23 protein-coding genes, 3 tRNA genes and 1 other RNA gene are annotated in these 25,251 nt (G+C 16.6%); 20 read left to right on the forward strand and 7 right to left on the reverse strand.

Going from position 1 to position 25,251, the window contains the following annotated elements; all coding sequences use genetic code 11:
• The first annotated feature begins 14 nt into the window (after positions 1-14).
• The 3 genes from gyrA to NARSGI1_RS00735 are packed head-to-tail and all read left to right on the forward strand — an operon-like array spanning position 15 to position 3,997.
• Entirely contained in the window at positions 15-2,501 is a 2,487-nt protein-coding gene (gene gyrA, locus NARSGI1_RS00725; RefSeq protein WP_130616912.1) for a DNA gyrase subunit A, read from the forward strand.
• 13 nt (positions 2,502-2,514) lie between these two features.
• On the forward strand, positions 2,515-3,672 hold the full coding sequence (locus NARSGI1_RS00730) for a porin (RefSeq protein WP_130616913.1): 1,158 nt from the start codon (positions 2,515-2,517) through the stop codon (positions 3,670-3,672).
• A gap of 7 nt (positions 3,673-3,679) precedes the next feature.
• Positions 3,680-3,997: a hypothetical protein gene (locus NARSGI1_RS00735; RefSeq protein ID WP_130616914.1), complete on the forward strand. Its 318-nt coding sequence runs from the start codon at positions 3,680-3,682 to the stop codon at positions 3,995-3,997.
• Here NARSGI1_RS00735 and glnS read toward each other — a convergent pair.
• Entirely contained in the window at positions 3,990-5,648 is a 1,659-nt protein-coding gene (gene glnS / locus NARSGI1_RS00740) for a glutamine--tRNA ligase (RefSeq protein WP_130616915.1), read from the reverse strand. The two genes, NARSGI1_RS00735 and glnS, sit on opposite strands and share 8 nt — an antisense overlap.
• Positions 5,649-5,724: 76 nt before the next feature.
• Between glnS and NARSGI1_RS00745 the strand changes: the two genes are divergently transcribed.
• From NARSGI1_RS00745 to NARSGI1_RS00755, 3 genes are all read left to right on the forward strand, one after another.
• Positions 5,725-5,797 (forward strand) — tRNA-Met (locus NARSGI1_RS00745).
• An 11-nt stretch (positions 5,798-5,808) separates the two neighbouring features.
• Positions 5,809-5,894, forward strand: a tRNA-Leu gene (locus NARSGI1_RS00750).
• A 12-nt stretch (positions 5,895-5,906) separates the two neighbouring features.
• A tRNA-Gln gene (locus NARSGI1_RS00755) sits at positions 5,907-5,980 on the forward strand.
• 26 nt (positions 5,981-6,006) lie between these two features.
• Here the strand turns inward: NARSGI1_RS00755 and map are convergent.
• The gene (map, locus tag NARSGI1_RS00760; RefSeq protein ID WP_130616916.1) at positions 6,007-6,759 is read right to left on the reverse strand and encodes a type I methionyl aminopeptidase; all 753 of its coding nucleotides are present in this window, start codon (positions 6,757-6,759) and stop codon (positions 6,007-6,009) included.
• 96 nt (positions 6,760-6,855) lie between these two features.
• Between map and rpsB the strand changes: the two genes are divergently transcribed.
• From rpsB to NARSGI1_RS00800, 8 genes are read left to right on the forward strand one after another with little or no spacing between them, the layout of a single operon-like run.
• Positions 6,856-7,527: a 30S ribosomal protein S2 gene (gene rpsB / locus NARSGI1_RS00765; RefSeq protein WP_130616917.1), complete on the forward strand. Its 672-nt coding sequence runs from the start codon at positions 6,856-6,858 to the stop codon at positions 7,525-7,527.
• A 1-nt stretch (position 7,528) separates the two neighbouring features.
• On the forward strand, positions 7,529-8,284 hold the full coding sequence (locus tag NARSGI1_RS00770; protein WP_130616918.1) for a hypothetical protein: 756 nt from the start codon (positions 7,529-7,531) through the stop codon (positions 8,282-8,284).
• Positions 8,285-8,291: 7 nt separating this feature from the next.
• The gene (locus tag NARSGI1_RS00775; RefSeq protein ID WP_130616919.1) at positions 8,292-8,846 is read left to right on the forward strand and encodes a ribosome recycling factor; all 555 of its coding nucleotides are present in this window, start codon (positions 8,292-8,294) and stop codon (positions 8,844-8,846) included.
• A gap of 14 nt (positions 8,847-8,860) precedes the next feature.
• Positions 8,861-9,571, forward strand: coding sequence for an isoprenyl transferase (locus NARSGI1_RS00780; RefSeq protein WP_130616920.1), 711 nt, complete (start codon positions 8,861-8,863; stop codon positions 9,569-9,571).
• 20 nt (positions 9,572-9,591) lie between these two features.
• Positions 9,592-12,057: an outer membrane protein assembly factor BamA gene (gene bamA, locus NARSGI1_RS00785; RefSeq protein WP_130616921.1), complete on the forward strand. Its 2,466-nt coding sequence runs from the start codon at positions 9,592-9,594 to the stop codon at positions 12,055-12,057.
• 12 nt (positions 12,058-12,069) lie between these two features.
• Positions 12,070-14,835: a DNA polymerase III subunit alpha gene (dnaE, locus tag NARSGI1_RS00790; RefSeq protein ID WP_130616922.1), complete on the forward strand. Its 2,766-nt coding sequence runs from the start codon at positions 12,070-12,072 to the stop codon at positions 14,833-14,835.
• 17 nt (positions 14,836-14,852) lie between these two features.
• A complete protein-coding gene (locus tag NARSGI1_RS00795; protein ID WP_130616923.1) occupies positions 14,853-15,059 on the forward strand; it encodes a cold-shock protein in 207 nt (68 codons plus the stop codon).
• Position 15,060: 1 nt separating this feature from the next.
• The gene (locus NARSGI1_RS00800) at positions 15,061-15,771 is read left to right on the forward strand and encodes a hypothetical protein (protein WP_130616924.1); all 711 of its coding nucleotides are present in this window, start codon (positions 15,061-15,063) and stop codon (positions 15,769-15,771) included.
• On the opposite strand, the gene NARSGI1_RS00805 is transcribed toward NARSGI1_RS00800, so the two are convergent.
• The 3 genes from NARSGI1_RS00805 to hisS are packed head-to-tail and all read right to left on the reverse strand — an operon-like array spanning position 15,758 to position 18,882.
• Positions 15,758-17,065: a GTP-binding protein gene (locus NARSGI1_RS00805; RefSeq protein WP_130616925.1), complete on the reverse strand. Its 1,308-nt coding sequence runs from the start codon at positions 17,063-17,065 to the stop codon at positions 15,758-15,760. The genes NARSGI1_RS00800 and NARSGI1_RS00805 overlap by 14 nt on opposite strands.
• Before the next feature lies 1 nt (position 17,066).
• On the reverse strand, positions 17,067-17,585 hold the full coding sequence (locus NARSGI1_RS00810) for a tetratricopeptide repeat protein (RefSeq protein WP_130616926.1): 519 nt from the start codon (positions 17,583-17,585) through the stop codon (positions 17,067-17,069).
• Positions 17,586-17,589: 4 nt separating this feature from the next.
• A complete protein-coding gene (hisS, locus tag NARSGI1_RS00815; protein WP_130616927.1) occupies positions 17,590-18,882 on the reverse strand; it encodes a histidine--tRNA ligase in 1,293 nt (430 codons plus the stop codon).
• A gap of 40 nt (positions 18,883-18,922) precedes the next feature.
• On the opposite strand from hisS, the gene murA reads away from it, so the two are divergent.
• Positions 18,923-20,200: a UDP-N-acetylglucosamine 1-carboxyvinyltransferase gene (gene murA / locus NARSGI1_RS00820; RefSeq protein WP_130616928.1), complete on the forward strand. Its 1,278-nt coding sequence runs from the start codon at positions 18,923-18,925 to the stop codon at positions 20,198-20,200.
• A 26-nt stretch (positions 20,201-20,226) separates the two neighbouring features.
• On the opposite strand, the gene NARSGI1_RS00825 is transcribed toward murA, so the two are convergent.
• Positions 20,227-21,588, reverse strand: coding sequence for a Do family serine endopeptidase (locus tag NARSGI1_RS00825; protein ID WP_130616929.1), 1,362 nt, complete (start codon positions 21,586-21,588; stop codon positions 20,227-20,229).
• Between the two features lie 141 nt (positions 21,589-21,729).
• On the opposite strand from NARSGI1_RS00825, the gene rplM reads away from it, so the two are divergent.
• Positions 21,730-22,140 (forward strand): 50S ribosomal protein L13, encoded by a 411-nt coding sequence (gene rplM, locus NARSGI1_RS00830; protein ID WP_130616930.1) that lies wholly within the window; start codon positions 21,730-21,732, stop codon positions 22,138-22,140.
• A 10-nt stretch (positions 22,141-22,150) separates the two neighbouring features.
• Positions 22,151-22,543 (forward strand): 30S ribosomal protein S9, encoded by a 393-nt coding sequence (gene rpsI / locus NARSGI1_RS00835; protein ID WP_130616931.1) that lies wholly within the window; start codon positions 22,151-22,153, stop codon positions 22,541-22,543.
• Between the two features lie 3 nt (positions 22,544-22,546).
• On the opposite strand, the gene NARSGI1_RS00840 is transcribed toward rpsI, so the two are convergent.
• Positions 22,547-23,053 carry a BON domain-containing protein gene (locus tag NARSGI1_RS00840; RefSeq protein WP_130616932.1) on the reverse strand — a complete coding sequence of 169 codons (507 nt, stop codon included), beginning with the start codon at positions 23,051-23,053 and terminating at the stop codon, positions 22,547-22,549.
• Between the two features lie 19 nt (positions 23,054-23,072).
• On the opposite strand from NARSGI1_RS00840, the gene rsmI reads away from it, so the two are divergent.
• From rsmI to prmB, 3 genes are all read left to right on the forward strand, one after another.
• Positions 23,073-23,957 (forward strand): 16S rRNA (cytidine(1402)-2'-O)-methyltransferase, encoded by an 885-nt coding sequence (rsmI, locus tag NARSGI1_RS00845; protein ID WP_130616933.1) that lies wholly within the window; start codon positions 23,073-23,075, stop codon positions 23,955-23,957.
• Positions 23,946-24,289: RNase P RNA component class A (rnpB, locus tag NARSGI1_RS00850), an RNA gene on the forward strand. The genes rsmI and rnpB overlap by 12 nt, the downstream gene beginning before the upstream one ends.
• A 79-nt stretch (positions 24,290-24,368) precedes the next feature.
• Entirely contained in the window at positions 24,369-25,244 is an 876-nt protein-coding gene (gene prmB / locus NARSGI1_RS00855; RefSeq protein ID WP_172596828.1) for a 50S ribosomal protein L3 N(5)-glutamine methyltransferase, read from the forward strand.
• The last annotated feature ends 7 nt before the right edge of the window (positions 25,245-25,251 follow it).

A 25,251-nucleotide genomic window follows, 5' to 3' on the forward strand; every position in this document is an offset into this window, starting at 1 on the left:
AATTAAATATTTGTATGAAAAATGATAAATTTATTTATTTAGAAGAAGAATTAAAAAGTTCATATTTAAATTATGCTATGTCTGTAATAATAGGAAGAGCTTTACCAGATATAAGAGATGGATTAAAACCAGTACATAGACGTATATTATATGCTATGAATTTATTGAATAATTATTATAATAAACCATATAAAAAATCTGCAAGAATAGTTGGAGATGTTATAGGGAAATATCATCCGCATGGTGATATTACTGTTTATGATGCAATAGTTAGAATGGCTCAAAAATTTTCATTAAGATACACCTTAATAGATGGGCAAGGTAATTTTGGATCAATAGATGGAGATTCCGCTGCTGCAATGAGATATACAGAAATAAGAATGTCAAAAATATCTCATGAATTATTATGTGATATAAATAAAGATACTGTAAATTTTATAAAAAATTATGATGGATCTGAATATATACCAGAAATATTACCTTCAAAAATACCTAATTTATTAATAAATGGTTCATATGGAATAGCAGTTGGTGTTGCTACTAGTATACCTCCACATAATTTAAAAGAAGTTTTAAATGGTTGTTTAGCTGTTATAAAAAATTCTAATATAGAAACAGAAGAATTATTAAAATATATACCTGGTCCAGATTTTCCTACTTCAGCTATAATAAATAGTAATAAAAATAATATAATAAAAATATATAAAACAGGTAAAGGAAAAATATGTGTTAGATCAAAAGTATTAATAGAAAAAAATGAAGAAAAAGAATTTATAATTGTAAACGAAATACCTTATCAAATAAATAAAACTAATTTGATAGAAAAAATAGTAGAATTAATAAAATTAAAACAAATAGATGGTATATCTAATATATATGATGAATCAGATCAAAATGGAATGAGAATAGTAATAGAATTAAAAAAAGATTTTACTAGTGATATTGTTTTAAATAATTTATATTCTAAAACTCAGTTACAAACTAATTTAAGTATAAATATGGTTGCTTTATATAAAGGACAACCTAAATTATTTTCTTTAAAAGAAATATTAGTATATTTTATAGAACACAGAAAAGAAGTTATTTTAAGAAAAACAAAATATTCTTTAAATAAGAATTTAGAAAGATTACATATTTTAGAAGGTATAATAGTATCTATAAATAATATTGATTATATAATTAATTTAATAAAAAATTGTTCATCATCAGATGAAGTTAAAAATAAATTAATTAATAAAAATTTTACTTTAAATAATACATATAATTTAGATAATTTTGATAAATTAAAAGAGTTAATTCCTAAAAATATAATTTTAACAGAAACTCAAATTAAATATATATTAGATTTACGTCTAAATAAATTAATTAGTATAGAATATAAAAAAATATTAGATGAATATATAGATTTAGTAGATAAAAATAATGAATTTAATTTATTACTAAATAGTAATAATATATTATTAGAAAATATAAAAAATGAATTAATAGAAATAAAAAATCAGTATCAAGATAATAGATTAACAAAAATAATTTTTGATGATATAGATATAAAAAAAAGCAATATGATAAAAAATGAAGATGTAGTTATAACTTTATCTTATAAAGGATATATAAAATATCAATCATCATCATATTATATTGCACAAAAAAGAGGTGGAAAAGGAAAATTAGCCGCTAAAGTAAAAGAGGAAGATTTTATATACAAATTATCTGTAGCAAATAGTCATGATGATATTTTATTTTTTTCTGATAAAGGTAAAGTTTATATATTTAAAGTATATAATTTACCAAGATCTGGAAAAAATAATATTAAAGGTAAATTAATATCAAATTTAATACCTATAAGTAATGATGAAAAAATAACTTCTTTATTTCCAATAAATAATGATAAAATTAGTGACAAAAAATGTTATATATTTATGTCAACATATAACGGTATAGTTAAAAAAACATTGTTAAATACTTTTAATAAAATAAGAAATACAGGTATAATAGCAATTAATTTAAGTGAAAATGATAAATTAATAGATGTTAATTTAACATATGGTAATAATGATATCATGTTATTTACATTAAATGGAATGGTTTTAAGATTTAATGAAAATGAAGTAAAACCGACAGGAAGAAATACACGTGGAGTTAAAGGGATAAAATTAAGTAAAAATGATAAAGTTGTATCTATGATAGTTTCAGATATAAATAAAAATCATATATTAACATTAACTAAAAAAGGATTTGGTAAAAGAACTGATAAAAAAGAATATTCTACAAAATCTAGATTTAAAAAAGGTACAAAATCTATTAAAATTACAGAAAAAAATGGAGAAGTAGTTAAATCTATAGAAGTTAACGATAATGATCAGGTTGTAATAGTTACAAATTCTGGATCATTAGTAAGAATAAATGTTAAAGAAATTAGTTTAATAGGAAGAAACACTAAAGGTATTTTGTTAATTAAGTGTAAAAATGAAAATGTTGTTGATTTAGAAAGAATTTTATAATTTAAAGTTTAATATGAAATATTTTTTATTTAAATTTACTTTAGTAATATTATTTTTAATAACTAATATATCTTGTATATTAGCCAAAGAAAATAAATTTAAAACAAAATTTAATATAGATTTTTATAATTCAAGAATATTTAATCTAAGAGATAATTTAGTATCAACGTTTCCTTTAATGTCATTTGAATTAAATTCAAAAACTAATATATATAAAAATATATATGGATTTTGTTATATAAAGCATGATATATGTATTAATGATATAGATTCTAAAAATATTAAATATAATAAAACTAGATTAAGTTATTTAGGATTAAAACATAATAAAATTGGATCATTAAGTTTTGGTAGAAATTATGGGGTTTTATATAAACCATTAGAATATACAAATACATTAAATTATCCAATGTTAATTGAATCTTGTATATCTGATAATTTTTTATCAGATAAAGCTAGTAATTTAATTACATATAATACATTTAGTTTAATTAAAAATTTAAATCTTATTTTTCAATTTCAATTTAAAAATTTAGAATATACTTCAAATCCAAAAATTGAATCAAATAGAACTATAAGAGAATCTAATGATATTGGTATAGGTTTAGGTGCTGAATATTCTTTTAAAAATTTTTTAAAATTAGCTGCTGGATATAATAGATCATTACGCACATATCAACAAATATTTTCTACTAATAATAAATGTGATATTGCTGAAGGGTTTTCATTAGCATATGAAATAAAAAAAAAAAATGTTAGTTTATCTTCTTCATATGTTAAAAAATACAATATGATTCCTTATGGAAATCTTAATGTTAAATCTTTTTTTAGTGATGATGAGTTATTAAAAAATACAGATGAAAATTTTGGATTTTTAAGTGAATATGATAATACACAATTTACTCTTAAATATACATCTGATATAGGTATTGTGCCATCTATTAGTGTATATAAAATAACTGGTATAAAATATTTAACTAATAATTTAAAAGAAGATATAGAAAATTCAATAAATTTTGGTATTAAATATATTATAAATAATAATTTAAATGCATTTTTAGATTTTAAAGTAGTATTAAAATCTTATAAAAGAGATAGTTATAATACATTAAATTATTTATATAAAAATACAAATAATATTATTTTTTTAGGATTAAATTATAAATTTTAATAATACAATGATAAATAATAAAAAAAATAAATTTTTAATATATAAAAATTTTATAAAATTAAATGTAATATTTTTATCTATATTATTAATGTCTTTTTTTGGTTTTATGTTTAATAAAAAAATAATTAAATATATAATTATGTTGAATAATGATATTTTTATTTTAAATTTAAAAAAAGTAGATAAAATAAAAATAAATGAATTTATAAAATTTAATGATTATTATAAAATACCAAGTATAAAAAATGATTATAATGTTGATAATTTAGTTAGTAAAGATATTACATTTCCTCCTCATTTAAATCACTTAAATGATATTAAGTAATATTATTATTTTTTAAATTTATTATTTCATTTAATATAATATTATTATGTTTTGATTTTTTATTAATATAAAAATATCCTATTCTTTCTAATTGAAATGATTTCATTTTTTTATATTTATAAAAAATATTTTTATTTAATTTTTCTATATATCCTTCTTTAATTAATATAGAATGTTTATTTATATATTTATTATAATTTTTTAATAAATATGGATGTTTATGATTGAATAGATTTTTGTATATAAAAAATTTTGATTTAGAATTAACTAATGATGAAACCCAATGAATTATTATATTTATTTTTTTTTTGTTAAAAAAAATTGAATTTAAACTATCTAAATAACATTCACATATTATATTATCTATAGAGTTATCATATTTTTTATTTACTTTTAAAATTTTTATAGTATATGAATATTTTAATTTTATTATTTTATTAAAAATAAAATCTAATTCTTCATTATATATATATTTTATAACATCTGATTTTTCTATAAATATTTTATTATTAAATAATATTTTTCTTTTTCCTAAATTTTTATCATTAGGATGATTATAAATTTCTAATATATTCTTATAAGAATCTTTAAGATTTTTTATATATAAAGATATAGGTTCTAATATAGCCATTAATCTAAAAGATTTATTATCTAAATCACTTCTTATACAAGATTCTAATAAAGATAATTTTATAACACTATTTTTTTTTGTAATACCTAATTTATTACAAAAATCTAATATTGAATTTGAAGTATATCCTTTATTTTTTAATCCAGATATAGTTAATATTCTAGGATCATTCCATCCAGATATTGTATTATTATTTATAATTTTTTTTAATTTACTTTTTGATAGTACATTATACTCTAAATTTAATTTAGAAAATTCATACTGAATTGGTACTATATCATCATTTTTGCATATATTATGTATTATCCAATTATATAATAATTTATTATTTATAAATTCTATTGTACATAATGAATGAGTTATTTTTTCTATATAATCTGATATACAATTAGCAAAATCATAAGTAGGATATATACACCAGTTATTTTTTGTTCTAATATGACTTTTAAATCTTATCCTATATAAAACTGGATCTCTCATTGAGATTATAGAAGAATTCATATTTATTTTAGCTCTCAAACATACTTCATTTTCTTTAAAAAATCCATTTTTCATTTTATTAAATAAATAAATATTTTCTTCTATAGATCTATTTCTATAAGGACTATTTACACCATATTTGTTAAACGAGCCTTTATATTTATTCATAATATATAATGGCAATTCATCAATATAAGCTAACCCTTTATTTATTAAATAAATTGCAAATTTAAATATTTTTAAGAAATAATTAGAAGAATATTTTACTTTACCATCCCATTTAAAACCTAACCATTTTATATCATTCTTTATATTTTTAATATAATTTATATTTATATTTGATGGATTAGTGTCATCAAATCTTAAATTAAATATACCATTATATTTTTTTGCTATAAAAAAATTTATAAAAATTGTTTTAACATGACCTAAATGTAAATAACCATTGGGTTCTGGAGCGAATCTTGTTTTAATTAATATATTTTTTTTATTATATAAATATTTTTCTATATCTTTTATAATAAAATTATTTTTTATCATTTAATTATAATATAATAATATTTTGATTTTTAAAATTATAAAATATATAATAATTATATATTTTATAATATAAAATAGCTACGTAGCTTAACTGGAAAAGCACAACACTCATAATGTTGAAGTTACAGGTTCAAATCCAGTCGTAGCTAATAAAAATTCTACGGGAATGGCGAAATTAGGTATACGCACTAGGTTTAGATCCTAGTACCATTTTTAGGTTTGTGAGTTCGAGTCTCTCTTCCCGTATTTTTATATATTTGGGATGTAGCCAAGAGGTTTAAGGCAACGGGTTTTGATCCCGTGATTCCTAGGTTCAAATCCTAGCATCCCAGTATTTTTATTTAACATTATATACAATTTATATTGTAATTACTTCATAACTATTATTAGTTATTATAATTGTATGTTCATATTGTGCAGATAAGCTATGATCTTTAGTTTTAACAGTCCATCCATCATTCATAAGTTTAACTTTATTAGATCCAGAATTTATCATAGGTTCTATAGTAAATGATATACCAGGAGTTAGTATAAAATTATTATTATTAGAATAATGTAAAATTTGAGGAAATTCATGTAATTTTCTACCTATTCCATGACCACAATAATCTCTAACAATCGAAAAATTATTTTTTTCTACAAAATTTTGTATTGTTTTACCTATATATTTTATATTTAATCCTGGTTTTAATATATTTATTGCTAAATCTAAACTTTTTTCTGCTACATAACATAATCTTTTTGATAAAATTGTCGGTTTGCCTACAAAAAACATTTTTGAAGTATCTCCATAAAAACCATCTTTTAAAACTACAACATCTATATTTATTATATCTCCGTCTTTTAATATTTTTTTATAACTAGGTATGCCATGACAAACTACTTCATTAACTGATGTACATATTGAATTTGGAAATCCTAAATATCCAAGAGATCCTGGATATGCATTTTGAACATTTATTATATATTCATTACAAATATCATCTAGATACCCAGTGCTAACATTAGGTTTTATATAATCTTTTATCATATTTAATACATTAAATGCTAGTTTTCCAGATAATTTAATTTTATTTATTTCTTCTTTGGATTTTATATTTATTATATTCATAAATTTTAATAAAATATTTAAAAAAATATATTTTTACTGATATAATTAAATATTATAATTTATTTTAATGAAAATTTTAAATTTATTGGGGAATTAATGAATATATCTACATATGATATGTTTAAATCTAAAATCCATTTTGGACATCATAGAAAATATTGTAATCCAAAAATGAAAAAATTTATTTTAGATTATTTTAATAATATTAGTATAATTAATTTAGATAAATCTTTGTATTTGATGGAATATGCAATAGATGAGCTTTTTAAAGTATATAAAAATAATGGAAAAATATTATTTATAGGAACAAAAAAAATATTAAAAGAATCAATAAAAAATTTAGCTATTAAATATGATCAATTTTTTATAAATAATAGATGGTTAGGTGGTACATTAACAAACTGGGATACAATAAAACTTTCTATAAAAAAATTAGATTATTTAAATAAAATTTTTAATGATGATTTAATTAATAAAATTACTAAAAAAGAATATATAAATTATAAAAATAATATAGATAATTTAAGAAAAAATTTAGATGGAATTAAAAATATGATTAAATTACCAGATGCTCTTTTTGTAATAGATATAAATAAAGAAAAAAATGCTATTAATGAAGCAAATAAACTTAATATACCTATTTTTGCTATAGTAGATACAAATTCAGATCCAACTAATATAAATTTTGTTATACCAGGAAATGATGATTCAATAAAATCAATAGACTTTTATTTATCAATTATAGATAATAAATTTGAAAATAAATAATATGGATATAAAAAAAATAATACAATTAAGAGATATTACTGGATTAAATCTAATAAATTGTAAAAATATTCTAATAAAATATAATTGGGATATAAATTTAGTTTTAAGTAATATAAATAAAGAAAATGTATTAAATATATACGATTATAAAAAAAATTTTAATAAAAAATCAATATATTCTATGTTATCTAAAGATAATAAATATGGTATATTGATAAAATTTAGTAGTGAGACTGATTTTATATTTAAAAATGATAATTTTTTATATTTCAAAGAAAAAATATTAAAATATTCAGTACTAAATAAAATAAATAATTTAAATTTAATACTAAATGAATTTAAGTCTGATATAGAAAAAATAAAATTTAAATTTAAAGAAAACATATCTATAGATAAAATTTTATATTTGGAAGGAAATATTATAAATTCATATGTTCATTTAAATAAGATAGGAGTACTAATATCATCTAATATAGATTTTAATTATAATACATTAAAATCTATATTAATTCAAATAGCAGCAAATAATCCAGAATATATATATGAATATAATATTCCAAAATATATCATTGATGATGAAATAGAAAAATATAAAAAATTATATAATAATAATGATATTTTAAATAATAAAATAAAAGATTTTATTTATAAAAAAACTTTAACAAATCAATATTCATTAACTAATAATGAAAAAATTATTGATTTATTAAATAAAACTAATACTGAAATTTTTGATTTTAAAAGATTAGAGATATAAATTTAAAATGAATAATATTATAAATGATTTTAATAAAAAAATTAGTTTACATTTAGATTTTTTTAATAAAAAAATATTAAATATAAATATAAATAAAATTCCAATAGAATTATTTAATAATATATATATAAAAGATAATAATAAAAATTTATTAATTAATAAAATTTCTAATATTTATCTAGAAGATTATAATAAATTAGTAATTGAAGTTATTGAAAGTAAATATTTAAAAAAAATATATAATGAAATATTAAATATTGATATAGAATTTAATATTTCTACTATAGATAATAAAATTTTAATTAAAGTTCCTATAAATACTATTGAAAGAAGAAATAAATTAATAAAATTATTAAAAGATAAATTAGAGAATGAAAAAATAAATATAAGAAATACAAGAAGGGACTTTAATAATAAAATAAAAAAATTATTAAAAGATAAATTTATAAGTAAAGATGAATTTAAAATAAATTATAATAAAATAATTGATTTAACTAATAAATATATATTAGAACTAGAAAATATTGTTAGATTAAAAGAAAATGAAATTTTAAAAATTTAAAATTTTTTTTAAAAATGATAGATAACTTACCAGATCATGTTGCTATAATAATGGATGGAAATGGAAGATGGGCAAAAAAAATAGGTAAACCTAGAATATTTGGACATAAGCATGGAATAAAATCTATTTATAAAATAATAAAATCTGCCATAAATTTTAATTTAAAAGTTTTAACTTTATATGCTTTTAGCAGTGAAAATTGGAGTAGACCTAAAAAGGAAATTGATTTTATAATGAATATTTTTACTAAAATTTTAAAAAAAGAAATAAAGAATTTAAATAATCAAAATATAAAAATAAATATTATAGGAGATAAAAATAAATTAAATAATAAATTAAAATCATGTATAGAAAAAATTGAAGAAACAACTAAAAATAATAATAAATTAATATTAAATATAGCAATAAATTATGGAGGTAAATGGGATATATTACAAGCTTTAAAAAAAATAATTAATAATGTTATAATAGGTAAAATAAAAGTTGAAAATATATCTGAATCAACAATAGACAATTATATATGTATAAATAATTTTCCTAAAGTAGATTTATTAATAAGAACAGGAGGAGAAAAAAGAATAAGTAATTTTTTACTTTGGCAAATAGCATATTCGGAATTTTATTTTACTAAAATATTGTGGCCTGATTTTAATGAAATAGAATTTAAAAAATCATTAATTTCTTTTTCTAAAAGAGATAGAAAATTTGGATGTATAAAAATTTAAAATTATAAAGGTTTAATAATATGTTAAAAAAAATAATAAATTTAGTAATAACTTATACATTTTTTTCTATAGCAAACTGTGAAAGTTTATTTTCTTTAAATAAAGTATATTTTGAAGGTTTATATAGAATCCCTGAAAATGTATTAGTTAAATATTTAAATTCATATTCAAAAAATAATTTAATATCAGAAAAAAATATAAAAAATACAATAAAAGATATATATTTGACTAAATATTTTTCTAAAGTAGAATTTTTTATAGATAATGATAAAGTACTAATAAGGGTAAAAGAAAATCCAATTATATCTAAAATAGAATTTATTGGTAATAAAAATTTAGATAGCGAAATAATGGAAGAAATGTGTATTAAAGCTGATATAAAAAGCGGAGATCCATTAAATAAATTTTTATTATTTAAATTAAAAAATAAAATAATTGAATATTATAATGATATAGGGAAATATAATATAATAGTTAATTTAGATACTAAATTAGATTCTATGAATAGAGTAAATGTTAGATTTTTAATAGATGAAGGGGAATATTCAAGAATAAGAAAAATTAACATTTCAGGTAATAAAATATTTAATAATAAAACTTTATTAAATAAATTTAAAAATCATAAAAAAAGTATAATAAAATTATTATCAAAAGATGTATATAAAAGAAAAAAATTTATTGAAGATTTAAGTAATTTAAGTTTATTTTATATTGATAATGGATATGTTGGATTTAAAATAGAATCTTTATTTGTTAAATTTAATTCAAATAAATTATTTATAGATATAGATTTAAAATTAAATGAAGGAATAAAATATAAAGTTTCAAATTTACTTTCTGAAAGTAATGTTGATAATATTAAATTAGATGTTATATTAAATTATTTAAGTGGAATAAAAAAAAATTTTTTCTATAATAAAAAAAAAGTAAGTAAAATAAAAAATAAAATTTATAAAACTGTTAAAAAACAAAATTGTATAAATTTTGATATAAAATATAAAATTGATATTATAGATAAAGAAAAAGGAGAATTAAATATAATATTTAATATATATTCAATAGATAAAAAAATTGTTAATAATATTAATATAGAAGGAAATAATTATACTAATGAAGATTTTATAAGAAATAGTATATCTCAAAAGGAATTTTCTATATTAAATTTAAATAATATAGAAAAAGATATATCTAACTTATATAAAACTGATTTATTTGTAGATGTAGATTGTAATATAATTGAAGATAAAAATAATAATGTAACTTTATTATATAAAGTTAATGAAGATAACGATATTAATGGTATTAATATAGGTTTATATATAAGTAATCTAGGAGTAAGTTTAAGAAATAATTTTTTTAAATATAATTTTTTAGGAACAGGAAGTTCCATAAAATTAAGTTCAAGTATAAATAAAAAAAAAATATCATACGACTTTTTTACTAAAGTCCCAATTATATTTAAAAAAAATATATTAAATATATATAATGATAATTTTTATAATAGAATATGTAACGAGGAAAAAAGTAGTTTTTTTTTTATAAAAAATACTGGTACAAAAATAGGGATTGGTATACCAATATTTAGTAATCAAGAAATAAGTTTTGATTATAATAGTCATTTTAATGAATATGAATTTAATAGAGTTAATAATGAAAAAGTATTAACTTTCAAAGATAATTTATTAGTTTCTGAAGTTAAAAAAGGAGTTTTATTTTTAAATAATATATATGAAAATTATTTAGATACTTTATTATCATTTAATTGGAGGTTAGATTCAACAAATAGATTATATTTCCCCACAAAAGGTAAAAAAATAAATTTTAATATACTATCATCATTTGTCCCTTCAAAAAATAAATATTATAGAATTTTAATTAAATTAAGAAGTGTAATTTCTAATGATTTATTAGGAATAAGATTAAGTAATTTATCACAATTAATGTATTTTGGTAATTTTTTAGATGGTAACAAATTTCCATCATATAATAATTTAAATTTATCTTCATTAGAAGAAATAAGAGGTTTTCCTATAAAAGAAGATATATTAAAATTAAAAATATTAAAATTTAGTAGTTTATTTAGTGATAATGTAGGAAAGTTAGAAGTATCAGATGATTCATTTAATAAAAGTAAACTATATATAGTATCAAAAAATGAATTATCTTTACCATTAAAATTTATAATAAGCAATAAATATATAAAAAGAAAAGTAGATTTATCATTTTTTGTGGATTTAGGATTAAATATGGATATGACAGGATCAAAAAATATTCTTACTAAAGAAAGAGATAAGATTTATAAATCATTTAATTTTATTAGAAATTTATTATATATAAATAAATCATTTGGAATATCATTTAAATATATTTTACCATTCGGTCCATTATCATTTTCATATTCTATACCATTTAAATATTCATTAAATCTTAATAAAGAAAATGAAATAACAAAATTCCAAATTAATTTAGGTAAAAAAATATGGTAATTAATATAAAATATGAAGTTTGTACATTTAAGAATTCATAGTGAATTTTCTATAATAGATGGATTATCTAAATTAGATATATTAATAAAAAAAGCTAAAGAATTTAATATGGATTCTTTAGCTATAACAGATTTTACTAATTTATTTGGAATGATTAATTTTTATGAATTATGTTGTAAAAATAATATAAAACCTATAATAGGATCAGATTTTAATTTATATACTAATAGTGATGAAATTTCAGAAATAACTTTATTAGTTAAAAATTTATATGGATATAAAAATTTAATATCTCTTATAAATAGTGCTTATAATTATAATATTAATATAAATGAAAAATTATTATTTAAACATAATAAAGGTCTAATTATATTAATAGGATTTAATAGTTATATAGGTAAATATTTATTAAATAATAAATATAATAATTTATTAGAAGAAAAAATATTACTTTATAATAAATATTTTTATGATAATTTTTATATTGAAATAAATAGAATAGGAATTAATAATGAAAGTTTTTATATAAATAAATGTATAGAAATATCATATAAATATAATATACCTATAGTTGCTACTAATAATGTAAGATTTATAGATAAAGAAGATTTTAAATATCATAAAATAAAAGTATCAATATACAATAATTCATCATATACAAAAATAAAAAATTATAGATTATATACTTGTGAGCAATATTTTAAGAATATAGATAGTATGATTAAATTATTTGATGATATACCTGAATCTATAATTAATTCAATAGAAATATCTAAAAGATGTAATTTGATATTAAATTTAAAAAAAAAAGTTTATTTACCTAAATTCAATATAAAAAATGATAAGATATCATCATATGATTTACTAAATAAATTAAGTAAATTAGGTTTAATTAAAATACTTAATAATTTAAAAATAAAAGATAAAAAAGAAAAAATAATAAAATATAAACTATATTTTAATAGATTAAATAAAGAATTAAATGTAATAAATATAATGAATTTTTCAGACTATTTTTTAATAGTTATGGAATTAATAAAATGGGCTAAAGATAATAATATACCAGTAGGGCCTGGAAGAGGATCAGGAGCTGGATCTTTAGTTGCATATTCATTAGATATAACAAATTTAGATCCAATAAAATTTAATTTATTATTTGAACGTTTTTTAAATTGTGAAAGAGCTTCTATACCAGATTTAGATATAGATTTTTGTATGGAAAAAAGAGATAAAGTTATAAACTATGTTTTTAGTAAATATAAAGATAATTTTGTATCTAAAATAATAACTTTTAGTAAAATGACTGCAAGATCTATAATAAAAGATGTTGGTAAAGTGTTAGGTTATACATATAATTTTACTAATAAAATAACACAATATATACCTAATATATTAGGAATAACTTTAAATAAAACTTTGAAACTAAAAACTGAATTATATAATTTATATATAAATGATGTTAATATAAAAAATTTAATAGATATATCTATTAAATTAGAAGGTACTGTAAAAAATGTTGGAAAACATTCCGGAGGAATAATAATATCACCAAATATAATTAAAAATATTATCCCAATATATAAAAATATTAATGAAGAAATATTAGTTACACAATTTAATAAAAGTGATATAGAAAAAATAGGATTAATAAAATTTGATTTTTTAGGATTAAAAACTTTAACTATAATAAAATCAACTATTGATATTATTAATAATAACTTATCTAATAAAAAAAAAATAGATATATCAAAAATATCTTTAAATGATAATAAAAGTTTTAATATGTTAAGATCATGTAATACTAATGGTATTTTTCAATTAGAATCATATGGTATAAAAAAATTAATAAAAAAAATAAGACCTGATAAATTTGAAGAGCTTATGGATATAATAGCTTTATTTAGACCTGGTCCTTTAAAATCAGGAATGGTAGATAAATATATAAATAGAAAAAATAATAAAGAAAAAATATTTTATCCTGATAAAAGCTGTAGTCATAATTTATTAATAAATATATTACATTCAACTTATGGGATAATTTTATATCAAGAACAAATTATGGAAATATCTAGAATATTTTCTAATTATTCTCCTATAGAATCAGATATTTTGAGAATAATTATAAGTAAAAAAAAAATAAATGATATAAAAGATCATTATAAAAAATTTGTAGATGGAGCTTTAGAAAAAAATAATATTAAATTAGATTTATCATCAAATTTATTTAAAATAATAGAAAAATTTTCTGGTTATTGTTTCAATAAATCTCATTCTGCTGCATATGCTTTAATAACATATAGAACATTATGGTTAAAATCTAATTTTACAGAAGAATTTATGTCATCTTATATAAATTATCATTTAGATGATAAAAATAAAATAAATTCAATAATTAATGAATGCAAGTTACTTAATATAAATATAATATATCTTAATATAAATTTAAGTAATTACTATTTTTATGTTAATGATAAAAAAGAAATAATATATGGATTAAGTATAATCAAAGGAATACCAAAATCAAATATTATAAATATATTAAAAATAAGAAATAATTTTGGATATTTCAAAAATTTAAAAGATTTTTTATATAAAATAATAGTAAAAAGTGATATAAAAATAAATAAAAAAACAATAGAATCTATAATAGAATCTGGAGCTTGTAATATATTTGAATTAAATAAAGTTAATATGATAAAATATTTAAACTATTATTTTAGTATTTTTTATAAAAAAAATAATATTAAAAATAATAATCAAATAGATATGTTTAATTAAAAAAAAAGAGATAAATTATGAAAATAAAAGGTAAAGTAAAATGGTTCAATAAAAACAAAGGATTTGGATTTATAATACCTAATGAAGGGAATAAAGATATTTTTGTTCATTTTTCTTCAATAAATGGAGAAGGATTTAAAACATTATTAGAAGGACAAGAAGTTGAATTTGAAATATATGAAAGTCAAAAAGGGGTATCTGCTGTAAATGTAACTATAGTATAAAATGAAGTATACATTTCTATATATTAATACATCTTTATATAAAAAATATAATATAGGAATATATAGATATGGTTATATTTATGATTATATATATACATCAAATAATATATCTAAAGATATTTTAAATAAAATAAATAATATATTAAAAAAAAATAATTTAGAAATAAAAGATTTTAATACAATAATATGTATTGTCGGGCCGGGTAGTTTTATAAGTACAAGAATAGGAATATGTATATCTCAAGGTTTATCTTTCGGATCTAATATACCTATATTATACTTTTCAATACCTGAAATATTATTTTTACATATAAAAAAAAAAAGTAATATTTTTTATGATAAAATTATATTTATAATGAAATCATACTCAAATGAATTTATATATTGGTCAATTAATGATTATAATAAAAAAAATAATGATTATAATAATATATATCTTTCAAAGATAAATGATTTCTTTACATATATAAAAAATAATATAGATAAAGATAAAAAATATTTTATATTAAATTATAATAATAAATTTATATATAATAAAATTTTAAATAAAATTAATATTGTAAAAAATATATATATGTTAAATATAAATTTAAATATAATAGATATATTTAATTTAACTATAGATAAATTTAAAAAAAATAATACTAAAAATTATTTAAATAATATAAAATTAAAAAAATATAAATTTTTAGATAATTTTAATATTCTTTAAATATTAATTTAATAAAAAATCCTTTTATGTTTAAACTTTTCATAAAGAAATTAAATATAAATTTTTTATCATTATTTTTTATTGATTTTGCGTTTTTTGAGTATATTATTATTGTTAAAGGTTTATATTTTATAATATTAGCATATTTAATTTTTAAAATATAACTATTATTAATTTTATAATGTTCTATTATAGATTTAATTAATTTATTTATATATTTAGTTTTATATTCTGTATTATATATATTAAATGTTTTTTTTGATAATTTAATTAAATTACTTATATTTTCCTTATACAAAGAAGATATAAATACTATATATATATAATTTTTTATATTATTAAATTTATTTAATAAATATTTTTTTGTATTTTTTTTTTCATATTTTTTAACTAAATCAAATTTATTTATTCCTATAATAATAGGAATATTAAATTTAACTAAAGAATTTATTAAATTTATATCTTTATTAGAAATTTCACTATTAATATCAAATAATAATAATATAATATTACTTTTTAAAATTACTTTTTTTATTTTTTTAAAGAATAAATTTTTATCCTTTTTAATATCTATTCCTATAGTATCAGTTATTTTTATATTATATAATTTACTATATAATTCTGTATTATTAGTAGTTGTATTTGGAATTTTAGATGTAATTAATATATCATTTTTTAGTATAGAATTAGATAAAGTTGATTTACCAGAATTAGATCTACCTAGTATAGATATATTTATTAATTTATTATATACTTTTTCTTTATTAATAAAAAAATTATATAAATCATTATTTATAATTTTTTTATTTTCATTAAAATAATTTATTAATATTTTTAATAAAAAATTTATACCAATTTTATTAATCGATGATATAAATATTATGTTATACTTATTTTTTAATAAATAAAAATCTTTATCACAATACATTTGATAATTTAAATTATCAAATTTATTTACTATACAAATTATATTATTATTATTTTTTTTTATTAAAGATAGTATTTTTGAATCATCTTTTAAAAATCCTGTTTTATAATCTAATACAAATAATATCAAATTTGAATTTTTTATAGAAAAAATAGTTTTATTTAATATTAACTTATCAATTTCATTATTTTTATTAAATGATATTCCTCCGGTATCTATTAATATAATTTTATTATTTTCTATAAATTCACAATAATTTAAATCAGTGCTTTTATCTCCTAAATTAATATCTTTATTAGTTAAAATTTTAAATAGACAAGTTTTACCCACTTTTGGTTTTCCTATCAATGAAACAAAATAGTTCATTTTATATATTTCTTAATTTTAACATTATTAAATTTTTAATAGATTCAGGACAATTTAATTTTAATATATTATTATATATACATACAGCTTTATCTTTATCACCTTTTAATAACTCTATATCCCCTTTATACATTAAAGATAACGGTTTCCATTCATTCACTTTTATAGTATTTAAATTTTTATAAGCGCAATTAAATTTTTTTAAAAATATTTGTATTCTAGATAAATTAATTATTATTATACATTTTATATTTTCATCACATGGGATTGATAATAATCTTTTATATTCAATTTCTGCCTTATCAAAATTATTACTCGATATATATTTTTCTTTTATATATTTCATTTTTTTAAATAAAAATTCATTATTTTTTTCTGTATTTTTTTTACTATTTAAAATAAAAGAATTTTGTTCTTTATAACTTTTTATGTTTTTATTATAAGAAATAATATAAAAAAAAAATATTACAGAAATCAATAATAAAAAATATTTAAATTTATTTTTACATATATTAATCATTTACTTACACATTAAAAATATAATTATTAATATTTTTAAATATATCAAATAATTTTTTTTTTGAATTTATAATTTCTTCTTTTTTATTATATTTAAATAAAATTTTATTTTTATTAAATATTAATAATACAATATTAGAATTATATTTATTAGATAATAAAAAATTTTTTTTAATAGATTTTAATGAAAAATTTAATTTTATTTTAAACTTATCAAAATTATTATGAATACTTTCAGATAATTCTATCATAAAATTTTTATATTTTATATCTAAAATAGAAATATATAGTATAAAATATTTATTTTTATATATAAAATTATTATTATTTAATTTAAATAATTCAACTAATCTATTCCATCCTATTGAAAATCCTAATGAATTTATATTATATTTACATCCAATTTTTTTAGATAAACTATCATATCTACCACCTCCACATATTGTTAAATCTTTATTAAATGAATTAGTGATCCATTCAAATATTATACCATTATTATAATAATTTAATCCTCTAACTAATAAACTATCTATTTCGTATGGTATATTATTATTTATTAATAAATTAATAAAATAATTAAATTTAAATTTAGAATCTTTGTTTAAAAAATCATATATTTTTGGTGAATCTTTTAATATTTTAATTATATCTTTATCTTTGGTATCTAATATAAATAATGGATTTAAATTGATTTTTTCTAAAATATTTTTATCTATACTTTCTTTATATTTATTTATATAAAAAATAAATTTTTCACAAAATATTTTTGTTTCATAATTATTTCCAATATAATTTATTTTTAATTTTATATATTTATCTAAATTTAATGTTTTAAATATTCTATTAATTATTAAAATTAACTCTAAGTCATATTCTATATTATCATATCTAAATACTTCCGCCCCTAATTGATAAAATTCTCTATGTCTACAAAATTGAGTATTTTCATATCTAAACATAGGTCCGAAGTACCATAATTTGTCAAAATTCCTATTTTTTAATAAGTTATTTTTTATATATATTCTAATACATTGTAATGTACTTTCTGGTCTTAAATATAAAAAATTACCCTTTTTATCTTTTATTCTATATATTTCCTTATTAAAAATATCTGTATATTTGTCTTTATTTAATAAATCAAATAAATAACTATTTTCAATAATAGGTAATTTTATTTCATTAAATCCATATTTATTTAATATATTTTTAGATATTTCTAATAAATTATTCCATATTAACAAATCATCATATAATATTTCTTTAAAACCTTTAGCAGAATTAAAATTATTATTAATCATTACTATAAAACTATTTAAATTAAAAAAAAAAAATAAAATTATGAAAAATAAGAAAGATATTAAATTATTAATATCAGGTAAAAAAAAACTATCAGGAATAGTAAATATATCTGGTTCAAAAAATTTAGCATTACCTATAATAATATCATCTATATTAACTGATAATGATATAATTATAAAAAATATACCACTAATAAATGATATATATATAATAATAGATTTATTAAAATTTATGGGATCAAACATATATTTTGATAAATCTACATGTTATATAAATAATAAATATATAAATAATTTAGATATAAAAAATTATAAACATATCAATGAAACTAGAGCGTCAATATTATTATTAGGCCCAACAATATCTAAATTTAATAGAATATCTACATCATTCCCTGGAGGATGTAATATAGGTGATAGACCTATAGATTTACATATAAATAATATAAAAAAATTTGGAGTTAATATATATATAAATAATAATATAATAAATGCATTTAGTAATGGGAAATTAATAGGAAATTATATAAATATAGAAAAAATAAGTTTTGGCGCCACTTTGAATATAATATTTGCATCAATATTAGCTAAAGGAAAAACCATAATAAAAAATATATCATTAGAACCAGAAATATTTGAAGTAATAAAATTCTTAAATAAATTAGGATCTAAAATAAAAGTTTATATAAAAGAAAGAATTATAATAGTAGAAGGTGTAATTAAACTCAAAGGAGGGATTTTTAAAATATCTTCAGATAGAATAGAAATTGGAACTTTTATGGTATCTTCTATAGTTTCTAAAGGTGATATAACATGTAATAATATTAATAATATAAGTAATATTAAAAATATAATAAGTAAATTAAGTAAAACTGGGGCTAATTTAATAATTAAAAAAAATTCAATTAGAGTAATAATGAATTATAGATCTAAATCAATATCTATAAAAACTTCTCCATATCCAGGATTCCCAACTGATATGCAACCGCAAATATGTTTATTGAACTCAATATCAATAGGTAATAGTATAATAATAGAAAATATATTTAATAATAGATTAAATCATATATATGAATTAATAAAAATGGGTGCTAAATTTTATATAAAAAAAAATATAATATATTGTTTAGGAGTTAATAATTTAAATGGTAGCATATTAAATGCTAAAGATTTAAGAGGATCAGCTACATTGATTATAGCAGGATGTATAGCAAATGATAATACATTAATAAATAATGCATACCATTTATATAGAGGATATGAAAATTTTGAAAATAAATTAAATATTATAGGTGCTGACATAAAAAGAATTTATTAATAAATTCTTTTTATGCAATAAAATATTTATTTTAATAAAATAAATATTTTATTTTCTCCCCTTACTATATTTAAAGCAATTACTGAAGAATTTTTACTTTCTAATACTTTTTTAAATTGATTTATATTATAAACTTTATCTTTATTTATTCCTATTATTATATCATCTTTTTTTAAACCTATATAAGAAGCAGGAGAATCATCTGTTACATTTTCAACAATTATACCTACTAATCCATTACTAGATTTATAATTTTTAAATTTAGCTCCTTTTAACAATGGATATAATATATTTTTACCTGAAACAGAAGATATACTACTATCTAATATAACAGAAAAGAATTTTATTTTATTATTTCTTAATATTCCTAATTTAATTGTTTCTCCAGGAGAAGTTATACCTATTTTAACTCTTAATTCTGAAAAACTTTTTATAGGTTTATTATTTATAGATATAATTATATCACCTGCTTTTATACCTGATTTATCTGCCGCTGATCCAGTTATAACTTCATTAACAAATGCTCCTTGTCTTATATTTATATTTAAAGCTTGAGCTATATCAAAATTTAATTCAGTACCTCTTATTCCTAATTGTCCTCTTTTAACTTCTCCATAATTTATTATTTGTTTACTTAAATTAGTAACTATATTACTAGGTATAGCAAATCCTATCCCTATATTCCCACCATTAGGTGCTAATATAGCAGTATTTATACCTATTAATTCACCATTTAAATTAATTAATGGACCTCCAGAATTACCTTTATTTATAGAAGCATCTGTTTGTATAAAATTCTCTAACCCATCAATATTTAATCCACTTCTTCCTAAAGCTGATATAATACCAGATGTAACCGTTTGACCTAATCCAAATGGATTACCTATTGCTATAACAAAATCTCCAATTCTTATATTATCTGAATCGGCTATTTTAATTTCAACTAAGTCATTAAATGAAAAAATTCTTAATAATGCCAAATCTGTTTGTTCATCACAACCTATTAACTTAGCATTAAATTCTCTTCCATCATATAATTGAACTTTTATAAGATTAGCTCCATTTACAACATGATTATTTGTAACTATATATCCTTTTTTAGAGTTTATTATAACTCCTGAACCTAAACCTTCAAATTGTTTATATTTATTATTATTTCTATTAAATAATTCCGGTTCAAAAAAATGTTTAAACTCTTTAGGAATAAAATTTTTTGATTTTTTTGATCCTTCTACATAGATATTAACTACAGATGGTAGAACTTTTTCTACCATATTAGATATACTTATTTTATTTTGATCACCAAATATTATTGATGAAGCATATAAATAATTAATATCTAATATTTTTATTAAACATATAACAATTAATAATGATATTTTTTTCATATTTATTTATAATTTAATTAATAATAATATTTAAATTTTATTATAAATATTATATTTATAATAATAAAAAAAAATAATAAATTCTACTATTTTTTAAAAAAAAATATATATTTTTTTTTAATATTCTTTTAAAATATAAAAATGAAAATTAAAAATACTGTTAAATGGTATATAATAGATGCAGAAAATGAAATTTTAGGGCGTTTATCTAGTAAAATATCTATATTATTGCAAGGTAAAAATAAAATAGAATATTTACCTTATATAAATATAAGTGATTATATTATAATAATAAATTCAAAAAAAATAAAAATAACTGGAAAAAAATATTTTGATAAAACATACTTTAAGTATACTGGTTATATTGGTAATTTGAAATCTATAAAATTTAAAGATTTATTAAATAAAAATTCTAATTTTATAATAAGAGAATCTATAAGAAGAATGTTACCAAAAAATAATATAAGTAAAATTATATTAAGGAAATTAAAAATATATGAAGATTCAAATTATAAAAATATATCTCAAAATCCAATTAAATTAAAAATATAAAATTAATAGAATGAAAGAAATAGTGTATTATGCTACAGGTAGAAGAAAAACTTCTTCCTCTAGAATTTTTTTAAAAAATGGTAATGGTAAAATTGTTATTAATAATATTGATTTAAAAAAATATTTTAATAGAGAAATAGATATATTAAATATATTAAATCCAATAAATATATTAAATCTTAATGATAAAATAGATTGTTATATAACAGTAAAAGGAGGAGGTAATACTGGACAATCTGAATCTATAAGATTAGGTATATCAAGAGCTTTAATCAAATATGATTATAATTATAAAAAAATATTAAAAGATGTAGGATATTTAACTAGAGATTCTAGAATAGTAGAAAGAAAAAAATATGGATTTAAAAAATCAAGAAAAAGACCTCAATTTTCTAAAAGATAAAATTTAATTTGTATTTATTATAGTAAAATTATTTTTATTAATTTTATTTAAAATTTTTTCCATATTTATTCTATTTTTATTACTTATTTTTCCTATTATAAATATTTCTTTATTTTCAGTAAAAATCTTATGATTAAATTTATTTATATTTATATTAAATAAAAATTTAATATGTACATGTAATGTAGTTAATTTATCACGGATAATATTATTTAATTTCAAATAATTTGTACATCTTAATTCATTTATTATATTTATATTTAAATTTTTATTTATTTCTTCTTCTATTTTATGTATATCATTTATAGATTTTACTTGTCCTAAAATAATTACATTTTTATTATTTAATAATATTATTATTCTATTATTATGTTTATATTTTTTTATAATGTTATTTAATTTAAATCTATTAAATAGATCATATATTTGTACATTTACTTTTCTATAATCTAAATTTGTTTTAATTAATAATGACATTAAAATTAATTTTATTAATTTTTTTATAAACATATTAAATATTTTATTATAAATGAACATAGATAAGTTATTAAGTAATTTAAATAAAATTCCTATATGTAGTAAAACTATATATATTGTTTCAACACCAATAGGCAATATTAATGATATATCTTTTAGATCATTAAATATATTAGATAATGTTAATTATATTTTAACTGAAGATACAAGAATAAGTTCTAAATTATTAAATTTTTTTTCTATAAAAAAAAAAATATTATCATTTAATGATATTAATGAAAAATATAAATCAAAAAAAATATTAAATGAAATATTAAAATATGAATTAAGTATAGCTATAATATCTGACAAAGGAACACCATTAATAAATGATCCAGGTTATTTTTTAATTAGAGAAGCAATAAAATTAAATATAAATATTATCCCAATTCCAGGGCCATGCGCCGCTATAGCTGCAATATCAGCATCTGGATTACCAATTAATAAATTTTGTTATGAAGGTTTTATACCTAGAACTAAAAATAAAAGAATAGATTTATTTAAAAGCATAAAATTTGAAAAAAAAACTGTAATATTTTATGAAAGTTATAATAGAATTATAAATTCTCTTAATGATATGATAAATATATTTGGGGAAAAAAGAAATATTGTGTTAGCAAAAGATATAACAAAAAAATATGAAAATTTTATAAGGACTGATATTATAAGTTTATTAAAAATTTTAGAAAATAAAAAATATAATAAAGGAGAAATAGTATTATTAATAGGAGGGGATGATTCTGAAGATTATAAAGATATAAATATAAATAAAATAAAAAAAATAATAGATATATTATATGAAAAAAATAATAAAAAAATATTGTATACTTTATCTGAAATATTTAATATTAATAAAAATATAATATATAAAATTTTAATTAATAATAAAGTTAATTAGATAATCGCTATTTATTTATTTTAAGTAGAGGAAAGTCCGGGCTCCAGAGTTCAATGGCGCCAGATAATAACTGGAAGATGTGAATCTATGAAAAGTGCAACAAGAAATATACCGCTTTTTTTTTTAAAAGTAAGGGTGAAATTTGATAAAGTAAGATTTTATCATAAAATTTGGTAACAAATTTTATATGTAAACTCCGCCTGGAGAAAGGCTAAAATAAAGGATAGAACTCATTTTTTTCCTTAAGGTAAGCTGATTGAGCTAATATATGAATATTAGCCTAGATAAATGATTATCCTAGACAGAATCCGGCTTATATATTAACTTAAATTTTATTGATTTTATATATAAATACATTTACAATTAAATTTAATTGTAAGTATTTTATTAATTATTTTAAATAAAACATTTTTGAATAATATACAAAATGATATTTATAAAATAGATAATTTATATAATTTAATTATTTGGGCTAAAAAAATATCAAAAAATAATAATATAAAAAGTCCAGGATTTAATAATTTGTTTGAAGAAATAAAATTTTTAATATTTTATATATTAGATGTTCCATTTTATTATTATAAATATTTATATAATTTAAAAATAGAGAATAGTAAAAAAGAAATATTAATTAATATTATAAAAAAAAGAATTTATAATAAAAAACCAATTTTTTATTTAATTAATAGATCAATATATTATGAATTACTATTTTTTATAGATAAAAACACTATTATTCCTAGATCGCCTATAGGCGGTATAATAAAAAATAAATATATAAAAAAAATTATAAAAAATCCAAAATTAATATTAGATTTATGTACTGGAAGTGGATGTTTAGCTATATTATTAGCTTTTATATATAAAAAATCTAAAATTGATGCTTCAGATATATCACAAAAATCATTATTAATATCTAAAAAAAATATAATTTATTATAAAATGGATAATAGAATAAATTTAATAAGATCTAATTTATTTAATAAAATATTAAATAAATATGATTTAATAGTTTCTAATCCTCCATATCTTAATTATATTGATATTATAAATCTACCTAAAGAATATAAAAACGAACCAATTAAAGGATTATACGGAGGTAAAAATGGATTAAAGTTTATAGAAAAAATAATAAATTCATCATTAAATTATTTAAATAAAAATGGAATTTTAATATGTGAAATAGGAAATAATTATAAATTATTAAAAAAAAAATATCCTAATTTAAAATTTAATTGGATAAAAACTAATAAAAATAATAAAATTTTTTTTTTAAAAAAAGTATAAAATAAAG

Source organism: endosymbiont of Sipalinus gigas, assembly GCF_004296475.1.
Classification (GTDB): Bacteria; Pseudomonadota; Gammaproteobacteria; order Enterobacterales; family Enterobacteriaceae; genus Nardonella.

What these genes read in the sequence shown, in the direction of transcription:
- gyrA (WP_130616912.1), top strand. Translation starts at nt 15, where the DNA reads ATGAAAAATGATAAATTTATTTATTTAGAAGAAGAATTAAAAAGTTCA.
- NARSGI1_RS00730 (WP_130616913.1), top strand. Translation starts at nt 2,515, where the DNA reads ATGAAATATTTTTTATTTAAATTTACTTTAGTAATATTATTTTTAATA.
- NARSGI1_RS00735 (WP_130616914.1), top strand. Translation starts at nt 3,680, where the DNA reads ATGATAAATAATAAAAAAAATAAATTTTTAATATATAAAAATTTTATA.
- glnS (WP_130616915.1), bottom strand. Translation starts at nt 5,648, where the DNA reads ATGATAAAAAATAATTTTATTATAAAAGATATAGAAAAATATTTATAT.
- map (WP_130616916.1), bottom strand. Translation starts at nt 6,759, where the DNA reads ATGAATATAATAAATATAAAATCCAAAGAAGAAATAAATAAAATTAAA.
- rpsB (WP_130616917.1), top strand. Translation starts at nt 6,856, where the DNA reads ATGAATATATCTACATATGATATGTTTAAATCTAAAATCCATTTTGGA.
- NARSGI1_RS00770 (WP_130616918.1), top strand. Translation starts at nt 7,529, where the DNA reads ATGGATATAAAAAAAATAATACAATTAAGAGATATTACTGGATTAAAT.
- NARSGI1_RS00775 (WP_130616919.1), top strand. Translation starts at nt 8,292, where the DNA reads ATGAATAATATTATAAATGATTTTAATAAAAAAATTAGTTTACATTTA.
- NARSGI1_RS00780 (WP_130616920.1), top strand. Translation starts at nt 8,861, where the DNA reads ATGATAGATAACTTACCAGATCATGTTGCTATAATAATGGATGGAAAT.
- bamA (WP_130616921.1), top strand. Translation starts at nt 9,592, where the DNA reads ATGTTAAAAAAAATAATAAATTTAGTAATAACTTATACATTTTTTTCT.
- dnaE (WP_130616922.1), top strand. Translation starts at nt 12,070, where the DNA reads ATGAAGTTTGTACATTTAAGAATTCATAGTGAATTTTCTATAATAGAT.
- NARSGI1_RS00795 (WP_130616923.1), top strand. Translation starts at nt 14,853, where the DNA reads ATGAAAATAAAAGGTAAAGTAAAATGGTTCAATAAAAACAAAGGATTT.
- NARSGI1_RS00800 (WP_130616924.1), top strand. Translation starts at nt 15,061, where the DNA reads ATGAAGTATACATTTCTATATATTAATACATCTTTATATAAAAAATAT.
- NARSGI1_RS00805 (WP_130616925.1), bottom strand. Translation starts at nt 17,065, where the DNA reads ATGAACTATTTTGTTTCATTGATAGGAAAACCAAAAGTGGGTAAAACT.
- NARSGI1_RS00810 (WP_130616926.1), bottom strand. Translation starts at nt 17,585, where the DNA reads ATGATTAATATATGTAAAAATAAATTTAAATATTTTTTATTATTGATT.
- hisS (WP_130616927.1), bottom strand. Translation starts at nt 18,882, where the DNA reads ATGATTAATAATAATTTTAATTCTGCTAAAGGTTTTAAAGAAATATTA.
- murA (WP_130616928.1), top strand. Translation starts at nt 18,923, where the DNA reads ATGAAAAATAAGAAAGATATTAAATTATTAATATCAGGTAAAAAAAAA.
- NARSGI1_RS00825 (WP_130616929.1), bottom strand. Translation starts at nt 21,588, where the DNA reads ATGAAAAAAATATCATTATTAATTGTTATATGTTTAATAAAAATATTA.
- rplM (WP_130616930.1), top strand. Translation starts at nt 21,730, where the DNA reads ATGAAAATTAAAAATACTGTTAAATGGTATATAATAGATGCAGAAAAT.
- rpsI (WP_130616931.1), top strand. Translation starts at nt 22,151, where the DNA reads ATGAAAGAAATAGTGTATTATGCTACAGGTAGAAGAAAAACTTCTTCC.
- NARSGI1_RS00840 (WP_130616932.1), bottom strand. Translation starts at nt 23,053, where the DNA reads ATGTTTATAAAAAAATTAATAAAATTAATTTTAATGTCATTATTAATT.
- rsmI (WP_130616933.1), top strand. Translation starts at nt 23,073, where the DNA reads ATGAACATAGATAAGTTATTAAGTAATTTAAATAAAATTCCTATATGT.